The following is an 8,155-nucleotide window of genomic DNA, read 5'->3' on the forward strand; positions in this document are numbered from 1 at the left end:
GGGAGCGGGCGGAGTCCGCGGGGGTGACGGGTACCGACCCGCACCGGACCCCGCGCGCGGCGAGACTCCGCGAGCAGCCGGCGCGCGCCGTCGAGGACCTCGCCGCCCTGCGCGCCGGGAGCACGGGATCCGGAGCGTGACAGGGGGCGCGCGGGCGCGTGGTGATGTGCGTACCGGGCGGACGGCGCTCGCGCACGAGCCCCACGAATCACCCGTAGAGGAGCAGAACGCCAGGTAACGGGCCGCCCGGTCGATGACCGACGGCAAAGCATTGACCAGGTGAACGACCAGCGGTGATGACCCGCTAGCAATATGTGATGTGCTGGTCATGACGACGACCGGGTGGGGTCGTCGCACCCGGGAAGCCGGGCCGGCCGGGCGGCGCGACGAGGGAGGGGCGTGTCGGTGAACACGGATCAGAGTCGGCGCTGGGAGTCCGGAGCGCTGGCCCATGCGGTCTCCGACCCGTTCGGGCAGGGGCCGCTGCCCTGGCTGCGGCGGACGGAGACGTACCGGGACGGCGGGCGCGCCCCCGTCGCCTGGTACGCGGACCCGGGCATCGCCGGAGCGAGCGGCACGGACGGTGCGTCCGTCCCCTCGCAGCGCGACCCGCGCAACGACGGCTCCCGCGACAGCGGGCCGCGGACACCCGACGACGAGCACTGCCAGATCAAGGGGTTCACCCCCAACTGCGTGGTCGAACCGGGGCAGCACATCGACTTCCGCGTGACGCTGGACCCGCCGCAGGACTTCAGCATCGACATCTACCGCATCGGCCACGCCGGCGGTCACGGCGCCGAACTCCTCGTCCGCAGCCCGCAGCTCAGCGGCACCCGGCAGCCCGCGCCGATGGTCGCCGACCGCACCGTCTCCTGCCACCACTGGTGGCTCTCCTGGCGCCACCAGGTGCTGCCGACCTGGCGCCCCGGCGCCCACGTCGCGGTGCTCACCACCGGCGACGGCAACTACCGCTCCCACATCCCGTTCACCGTCCGCGACCAGCGCCCCGCCGACCTGCTGCTGGTGCTGCCCGACATCACCTGGCAGGCGTACAACCTCTTCCCCGAGGACGGCCGCACCGGCGCCAGCCTCTACCACGCCTGGGACGACCAGGGCCGCCTGCTGGGGGAGTCCGGCGCCGCCACGACCGTCTCCTTCGACCGGCCCTACGCGGGCGCCGGGCTGCCGCTGCACGTCGGCCACGCCTACGACGTGATCCGCTGGGCGGAGCGCATGGGGTACGACCTCTCCTACGCCACCGCACGCGACCTGCACGCCGGCTGGGTCGATCCCACCCGCTACCGCGGGATCGTCTTCCCCGGCCACGACGAGTACTGGTCGGTCCCGATGCGCCGCGCCGTCGAACAGGCCCGGGACCTCGGCACCTCGCTGGTCTTCCTCTCCGCCAACTCCATGTACTGGAAGGTCGAGCTGGGGCCGCTGCCCTCGGGCGACCGCGACCGTCTCCTCACCTGCCGCAAGCGCCGCGGCCCGGGCCGCCCGGCGCGCTGGCGGGACCAGGGCGAGGCCGAGCAGCAGCTCCTCGGCATCCAGTACGCCGGCCCGGTGCCGCGCCCCAGCCCGCTGATCGTCCGCAACGCGGGCCACTGGCTGTGGGACAAGACCGGTGCCGGCGAGGGGGCCGCGCTCCAGGGCCTGGTCGCGGGCGAGGCCGACCGCTACCACCCGCGTGTCCCGCTGCCCGCGCACGAGGAGCGGGTGCTGCTCGCCCACTCGCCCTACCAGGACGACAGCGGTACCCGGCGCCACCAGGAGACCTCGCTCTACCGCACCCGCAGCGGCGCGTGGGTCTTCGCCTCCGGCACCTTCGCCTGGTCGCCGGCGCTCGACCGCCCCGGCCACGTGGACCACCGCGTCCAGCAGGCCACCGCCAACCTCCTCGACCGCATCTGCGACCCCGACCACTGACCGGGCTCGGGCTGCCGCCACGGCCCCGGTGCGCGGCTGACGGGCCTGTCTTGTCACGCGCCCCGGCGGCACGGTCTCGCCGCGCTCGTCAGCCGCACCGGCAGCGGCATCGGTGGTGCTGCGGCGGGGGCGACCCGGCTGTCGACCGCTCGGGCACACACTCCGGGCCCGCGGCGGGGGGAGGCGCGGCATGGAGACGTACCGGGCGGGCGGACAGCGAGTAGAGGACCTCGACCTCGCCGAGTCCCCGAACCCGCTCGGTATCGCGGGCGTTGGCACTGATCGGGTGGCCGTCGCGCAGCGCCTTGCGCTGCACCTCGTGGAAGGCGGCATCCTCCGCCCAGTCGCGAAACACCTGGCCGGGGTTCACCTCGGAGGCAACCGCTGCGGCGACGGCCGCCCCCACCGGCCTGTCACGGCCGGGGTGCGGCGCGAGCGCCGTCGCCATGCGGAGGCCCTGCCGCCGCAGCCAGTCGACGGCCGCGTCGGGGCTCGCTGCCCAGAAGCCACCCAGGTACCAGTCGCGGCCCGCGTCCGGACCGCGCGCCACGGTCTCGCACCAGTAGCCGTCAACCGGCTGCCGACGCTCTTCGGCGCGACGCATCGCATGTGTCATCGACCTTCTCCCGCGCCCGAATCCCGCACCGGTGGCTCCGGCGGTCGCAGTGTGGCGAGGTGTTCGTCGATCGCTCGGGCCAACGCCGCGCTTCTGTCCAGAAGTCCGGACAGCACCTCGTCCTCCACGGCGCTACCCGGGGGCTCCTCCGTCCCCCCGGTCACCGGAGGCCACCGGCCACGTTCCGGATCGCCCGACGAAGGGTTGTGGGCGCCCCGGCTCGCATTTCGTTCTGCGCCATCTCTTCTCCCGCCAGATCGGTTTCACTACGTCGATTTGACACTGCGGAGAGTGTCAGGCCAATAGCATCGAGACTCTTGAAGAGCGGAGCGCAAGCCTGTGGCCTGCGAGGACTCCGCAAGAGGTCGAGAAACAGGAGGTGAAGCGGGGTGGGCGACGCACTCGACGAGGAGCGCTTGAACCCGTTGCAACGGTTCGGCCAGGACGTCAAGCAGGTACGGCTCGGCAGGAAGCTGACCCAGATGCAGCTCGGGCGCGCCGCGGGCTACAGCGAGGGGTACGTCAGCAAGGTCGAGTCCGGGAAGCTGCTTCCACTGCCCAGCCAACGTTTCGCTCAGGGCTGCGACCTCGCGTTCGGCACCAACGGCCTCTTCTCCGACCTGCTGCGCAGGATCGACGAGGGCGACCACCCGAGTTGGTTCCTGCCGTACCTCCAACTCGAACGCCGCGCGACGCGGATTCTGGAGTGCTCCACGATTCTCGTGACCGGCATGCTCCAGACCGAGGACTACGCCCGCGCGTTGTTCCGCGCAGCTCATCCCCGCTCTGATCCGGACACTATCGAGAGCAGGACGCACGATCGGTTGCAGCGGCGTCGCATCTTTCAGGCCGAGAAGCCCCCGCTCTTCTGGGTGGTCCTGCACGAGGCGTGCCTGCGGACGGTGGTCGGGTGTGCAGAGGTGATGCACGACCAGGTCAGCCATCTGATCGAGTCGGCGGAGTCTCCTCATGTCCGCGTGCAGATCCTGCCGTTCGCGGCGGGCGCGCCGGCGGCACACATGAAGCCGTTCACCGTGTTGCGTTTCAGCGGTTCCCCGGATCTCCTCTATACCGAGACACGGTTGGGGGGTCGGATGCACGACGGTGGGGAAGCTGTCACCGCCGCGCTCGACGACTACGATCTTCTGCGAGCGAACGCGCTGTCTCTCGACGATTCTCTGTCTCTGATGACGTCACTCTTGAAGGAGTACCGCGCATGATCACCAGCCAGGATCGCGCATCAGCCGAGTGGATACGGTCGTCCTACAGCGACGGCAGCGGCGGGCAGTGCGTGGAGTTCTCGCGCGACTCTCTCCCGAGGACGGTGCCGGTGCGGGACTCGAAGAACGCGGGCGGCGACGTGCTGGAGCTCCCGGCCGTGGCCTGGTCAGCCTTCACCTCGGCCGTGCGGCGGCAGGGGCTCTCCGGCTGACGGCTCCCCGTGGTGTTCGGCGGTGCCGTGGTGGGACTGCCGTCTCCGGGCCCGGCAGGGCCGGGCCGCCTGGCGCAGGCGTGACCCTGGGGGCGCCGGGGCCGGGGGCTTCGTCGGAGTCGGTGGAGCCGGCCGGGTGCCGGGTCGTCGGCACCCGTCGAGTCGGTGGCGAGCCCCGCGCCCGAGCCTCCTCCGCCTCGCCCGGCCGACGCGTCAGCGCCCGGCGCCGTCCTCGAACCGGTGTGTCCCCTCGGGGGCCAGCAGTGCGTCGTACTGCGCCGCCAACTCGGTGTGGTCCTCGTCGAGGTGCCCCCGGGCCTCCCGCAGCGGCTGAAGGAGCGCCACCGCGTCCGGGGCGCCCATCGCCGCGTCGATCGGCTCGCAGACGTCCTCGGGGAGGCCGCCCAGCGCGCTGATGCGCCCGGCCAGGCGGCGGAGGTCGGCGGCGTTGTCCCGTGCCCAGTGCGACGCGACGCGTCCGGCGGCGCGCCGGTCCCGTTCGGCCTGCACCCGCTGTTCGCCGGTGGTGCCCGGCGCACCCGGCCGGGAGCGCAGGAAGCGGCGCTCCGCCGCCTGTCGACTGGCGACCCCCATGGGGTGCGCCAGCTGCGCCCAACTGGCCCCGGCGTCCCGGGCGGCCGTCACCAGGCTCGGTTCCCACTCCGCCAGGCGCTCGCGCAGCAGGCGGAGCAGCAGCAGCGCCGCCAGTGCGTCCTCGGGGGAGGGCGGCTCCGCCTCCCGGAGCGGGGCCTCGGGTCCCGCCGCCTCGGCGTCGCGCAGCGCCTCGCCCATGGCGGTCAGCGCCGCGTGCGCGGCGAACGGGAAACCCGGGAACGACGTGGTCGGCTCCTCTGCTGCGGACATGGCTCCATCGTAGCGCGCAGCCGTCATCGGATGGATGACGCGGAAAACTTGTCATCCATCCGATGACGCGCTATACATGGAACCAGCGACAGCGCGAGGGCGCCGTCGCCGACCACTGGACCCGGAGGTGTTTCCCGATGCTGATGCGTACCGACCCGTTCCGTGAGCTCGACCGTCTCGCCCAGCGGTTCACCGATCTCCCGGCCGGCACCTGGTCGCGCCCCTCGGCTCTGCCCATGGACGCGTACCGCGAGGGCGAGGAGTACGTCATCGCCTTCGACGCGCCGGGCATCGACCCGGCCGCGCTCGAGATCGATGTCGAGCGGAACATGCTGACCGTCAAGGCCGAGCGGCGGCCCACCGCCGTCGGTGACTCCGTGCAGATGGAACTCGCCGAGCGTCCCCACGGCGTCTTCACCCGGCAGGTCATGCTCGCCGACACTCTCGACGTCGACCGGATCGACGCCCAGTACGAGGCAGGTGTCCTCACGCTCCGCATCCCGATCGCGGAGCGCGCCAAGCCCCGCAAGATCACCGTCGGTCAGCGGGACGAGCGGCACCAGATCTCCGGCTGAGTGCCCCGAAGCGGTGACGACCGCGTCGCAGGAAGCGGTCGTCACCGCGTCCCGGGCAGAGCCCCCTCGCCGCGGGGCGGCCCGGGACGCCGTCCGCCCCCTCCCCACTCGTCCCGAGCGCGCGGTGACAACTGCGCCGCGCGCGGCCACGAAAGGTGTCGCCCGGCCATGCGCCTCCCCGCCCAGACCCGAGCCGAGTCCTCCGCGGCGCAGTACCGGACCATGATCGAGCGCATCCGCTACGAGGGTGCCTACCCCACCTACGAGCGGGCCGAGGAGACCGCCCGCACGGTCCTGACCGCACTCGGCGGCCAGCTCGATGACGCGTCACGCACCGAACTCGCCGCCCTGCTGCCGCCGGAGGCGGCGCGACTGCTGCACTCGGCCCCGCCGGCCTCCCGGCCTCTCACCGGTTGGGCCTTCGTCAAACAGCTCGCCGAGCAGACCGGCCGCAGCCTCGCGACGACCCGCTGGGACGTGGGCTCGGTACTGACCGCTGTCCCGCACCTCGTCGGGCCGGCCGTCACGGACCGGGCCATCGCCGGCCTCCCCTCGGGCTACGCCCTGCTCTTCGGCCGGCCGCAGCTGGTCCAGGCCGCCTGAGCCGCTGCGGCGGGTCGGCCCGGCGCCCCGGCGAACCTGCCGCGGCGTCGGGCCCGTGCGGTCGGCGAGCCGGGTGTTCCTACTCACTCGGGGGCGGCGCAGCCGCAGATCATCTGAGTATCCGAGCCCTCATCCCGGGCACGGGCGCTCCCCTAGCGTCGCGGGCATGGACGACAGGGCTCCCGGAACGCGCGCGGTGCGACCGCGCGACATCGGCCTCATGGTGATGGTGCTGCTTCTTCTCGCGGGTGCCTGGGGGTGCGCCCGGATCGTCGACGGCTCGCCCGTCCCGCGCGCCGACGTGCGCGAGACCACCGGGCGGATGCAGAGCACCCTCCAGACCGCGTACGACGCGGCCATCGGCACCGAGGGCGACGCCGCGCCCGAGGGCGGCCCCGGCGAACGGGCCGACCGGCCGGATACCCCGGACGACGCCGGTACCGGGCCGGACACCGCGCGCGGGGACGGCGGTGACGACGGCGAACTCCCCACGGCGCCCCTTCGGGTCAACGGGTGCCACCAGACGGGGATGCGGGCGATGAGCAAGCAGCTGGAACCGGGCGTGTACCGGCTGGACGCCACATGGTCGTTGTCGGTGCCCGCGGACGACGCGGCCGCCGCGGTCCGCCGGGTGACGGAGGCGCTGCTCGACGAGGGGTGGCAGCAGCCCGAGAGCGGGCCCCGTCAGGAGGAGCACTACGTCCATCTCCGCAACGGCGACGACGCGGTCACCGTGAAGGCACGGCAGCGCACCTCGGCCCCCGACCCGGCCCCCGACGGGGACCCGGAGCTCGACCCTGACGACGCCGGCCACGACGCAGGCCGGCACGGCTCCGGGGATGGCTCCGGGGACGGTACGTCCGCGGACGACGACAGCTCCGCGGCACCCGGCGCGGCGTCGGGCGGCGAGCAGCGGCTCGTGTCCGTCGACGTCCGGACGGACTGCGCCCGGCAGGACGCCCCGGCCCGCCTCGCGCTGCCGCTGCTCCCCGCGCCCACCCCGGAGGAGGCGAGCCGGACCGTGCCGCGGCAGTGACCCGCCCGGCGGTACCGCCCGGCGCCCTCGGCGCGCGACCCCCGGGGGAGAATGGACACGAGACAGCGTTCCCGTGCCCCCCGAGGAGAGACCGTGCCCGGATTCGTGACAGTGCCTGAACCCGTCGAGGTCCCGGGGTTGGTGCACCTGCACACCGGCAAGGTCCGGGACCTGTACCGGAACGAGGCCGGCGAACTGATCATGGTCGCCAGCGACCGGGTCTCCGCCTTCGACTGGGTGCTGCCCACCGTCATCCCCGACAAGGGCCGCATCCTCACCGAGCTGTCGCTGTGGTGGTTCGAGCGGCTGGCGCACATCGCGCCCGGCCACGTCCTCTCCACCGAGGTGCCCGAGGGTGCTCCGGCGGACTGGGCCGGGCGGGTCACCGTCTGCCGTCCGCTGCGGATGGCGCCGGTCGAGTGCGTGGCGCGCGGCTACCTCACCGGCTCGGTGCTGGCGGAGTACCGGCGGGACCGCACCATCTGCGGCGTCATGCTGCCGGAGGGGTTGCAGGACGGCTCGGAGATCCCCACCACGATCTTCACCCCGTCGACCAAGGCCGACGTGGGCGAGCACGACGAGAACGTCACCTACGAGGAGATCGCCCGCAAGGTCGGCGCCGGCGAGGCCGCCCAGCTGCGGCAGACCACCGTCGCCCTGTACAACCACGCCCGGGACATCGCGCGGGAGCGGGGCATCATCCTCGCCGACACCAAGTTCGAGTTCGGCTGGGCGCAGGGCGGCGGCAGCCCGGAGGGCGAGGACGACGCGCTGTACCTCGCCGACGAGGTGCTGACCCCGGACTCCTCCCGGTTCTGGTCGCGTGACGACTGGCAGCCGGGCCGCGCGCAGTTCTCCTACGACAAGCAGTTCATCCGCGACTGGCTGAACTCGTCCGACTCCGGTTGGGACCGCCACGGCGACACCCCGCCGCCGGAGCTGCCGGAGCACATCGTCGCGCAGACCCGCGACCGCTACCTGGAGGCGTACCGCCTGCTCACGGGGCACCACTTCGCCTGACGCGCCCGGCCCGGGCCGGGACCCACCGGCCCGGTCGGCGCTCGCGTCCGGCGCCGGCGGGCGGCTCGCACGAGCCGCCC

9 protein-coding genes are annotated in these 8,155 nt (G+C 73.3%); 7 read left to right on the forward strand and 2 right to left on the reverse strand.

What is annotated here, in order from left to right; genetic code table 11:
• The first annotated feature begins 405 nt into the window (after positions 1-405).
• On the forward strand, positions 406-1,929 hold the full coding sequence (locus HCN52_RS18690) for a N,N-dimethylformamidase beta subunit family domain-containing protein (protein WP_168089607.1): 1,524 nt from the start codon (positions 406-408) through the stop codon (positions 1,927-1,929).
• 88 nt (positions 1,930-2,017) lie between these two features.
• Here the strand turns inward: HCN52_RS18690 and HCN52_RS18695 are convergent, their stop codons facing one another.
• A complete protein-coding gene (locus HCN52_RS18695) occupies positions 2,018-2,545 on the reverse strand; it encodes a hypothetical protein (protein ID WP_168089608.1) in 528 nt (175 codons plus the stop codon).
• A 389-nt stretch (positions 2,546-2,934) separates the two neighbouring features.
• Here HCN52_RS18695 and HCN52_RS18700 point away from each other — a divergent pair, with 389 nt between their 5' ends.
• A complete protein-coding gene (locus tag HCN52_RS18700) occupies positions 2,935-3,765 on the forward strand; it encodes a helix-turn-helix domain-containing protein (RefSeq protein ID WP_168089609.1) in 831 nt (276 codons plus the stop codon).
• The gene (locus HCN52_RS18705; RefSeq protein WP_168089610.1) at positions 3,762-3,977 is read left to right on the forward strand and encodes a DUF397 domain-containing protein; all 216 of its coding nucleotides are present in this window, start codon (positions 3,762-3,764) and stop codon (positions 3,975-3,977) included. The genes HCN52_RS18700 and HCN52_RS18705 overlap by 4 nt, the downstream gene beginning before the upstream one ends.
• Positions 3,978-4,190: 213 nt before the next feature.
• On the opposite strand, the gene HCN52_RS18710 is transcribed toward HCN52_RS18705, so the two are convergent.
• Positions 4,191-4,841 (reverse strand): type III effector protein, encoded by a 651-nt coding sequence (locus tag HCN52_RS18710; RefSeq protein ID WP_168089611.1) that lies wholly within the window; start codon positions 4,839-4,841, stop codon positions 4,191-4,193.
• Positions 4,842-4,978: 137 nt separating this feature from the next.
• Here HCN52_RS18710 and HCN52_RS18715 point away from each other — a divergent pair, with 137 nt between their 5' ends.
• The 4 genes from HCN52_RS18715 to HCN52_RS18730 all read left to right on the forward strand — a co-directional run bounded on the left by HCN52_RS18715 (position 4,979) and on the right by HCN52_RS18730 (position 8,075).
• Complete coding sequence (locus HCN52_RS18715) at positions 4,979-5,416, forward strand: Hsp20/alpha crystallin family protein (protein WP_168089615.1); 438 nt, start codon at positions 4,979-4,981, stop codon at positions 5,414-5,416.
• A 168-nt stretch (positions 5,417-5,584) separates the two neighbouring features.
• Entirely contained in the window at positions 5,585-6,019 is a 435-nt protein-coding gene (locus HCN52_RS18720; RefSeq protein WP_168089612.1) for a DUF2267 domain-containing protein, read from the forward strand.
• A 166-nt stretch (positions 6,020-6,185) separates the two neighbouring features.
• The gene (locus HCN52_RS18725; RefSeq protein ID WP_168089613.1) at positions 6,186-7,055 is read left to right on the forward strand and encodes a hypothetical protein; all 870 of its coding nucleotides are present in this window, start codon (positions 6,186-6,188) and stop codon (positions 7,053-7,055) included.
• Positions 7,056-7,148: 93 nt separating this feature from the next.
• Positions 7,149-8,075, forward strand: a complete 927-nt coding sequence (locus tag HCN52_RS18730) for a phosphoribosylaminoimidazolesuccinocarboxamide synthase (RefSeq protein WP_168089614.1) — start codon at positions 7,149-7,151, stop codon at positions 8,073-8,075.
• The last annotated feature ends 80 nt before the right edge of the window (positions 8,076-8,155 follow it).

Origin of the sequence: Streptomyces bohaiensis (assembly GCF_012033785.1) — a bacterium.
Lineage (GTDB): Bacteria > Actinomycetota > Actinomycetes > Streptomycetales > Streptomycetaceae > Streptomyces > Streptomyces bohaiensis.